The organism is Mycobacterium sp. P7213 (assembly GCF_900604305.1).
Classification (GTDB): Bacteria; Actinomycetota; Actinomycetes; order Mycobacteriales; family Mycobacteriaceae; genus Mycobacterium.
This window is the reverse complement of the sequence record NZ_UWOA01000127.1, coordinates 1-570: the sequence shown is the minus strand read 5'-3', so window position 1 is coordinate 570 and position 570 is coordinate 1. Positions and strand designations below refer to the sequence as shown.

General features: G+C 62.7%; 1 pseudogene. It reads left to right on the top strand.

Going from position 1 to position 570, the window contains the following annotated elements:
* Nucleotides 1–275: 275 nt before the first annotated feature.
* A pseudogene (locus tag EJK91_RS21530) lies at nt 276–570 on the top strand (cellulase family glycosylhydrolase); the annotation flags it as partial.

Sequence of the window (570 nt, the reverse complement as noted above, 5' to 3'; positions counted from 1 at the left end):
GCTATGCCGTGACCGTGACCGGCGGGACCGTCACCTCGGCACCCAATGCCCCGATCCTGACCATCGGAGCCGACGGCGACGCCTCCACCATCACCGTCAAGTTGATACGTATCTAGCCGTCGACCCGCCAACGGACTACCGCCGACACTCCGGGTTGCCTAGGTGGCAGCCTTGCATCACATAAGCAACTCGTTTAACTTCTCAGGCAGACTTCAGAATCTGTTGTCTTCCATGAAGAAGGGTTCGTCGGGATGCCTCGTCACCGCAGCAGGGTTGTGGGCAGCAAGATTGTCGGTATTGCCGCGTCTTTGGCTTTGACCTCTCCGGCCGCGCCGGCTCAGGCYGATTTCGACGACATGCTCGATGTCCTCGTCGCACCTTTTGCCACCGCAGCCGGCGAACTGGACCCCCAGGCCGTCACCGACAACACCGCGTGGGACACCTTCTTCTCTGCCGAGCACTGGGACGCCGCCTTCGCCGCGCTGGCTGAGCCCGGCCCGGCACTCTCCTTGGCCTTCGACCCCTACGCCGGGCTGTACAGCCTGTACAGCCTGGCCGAAAAATGGATCG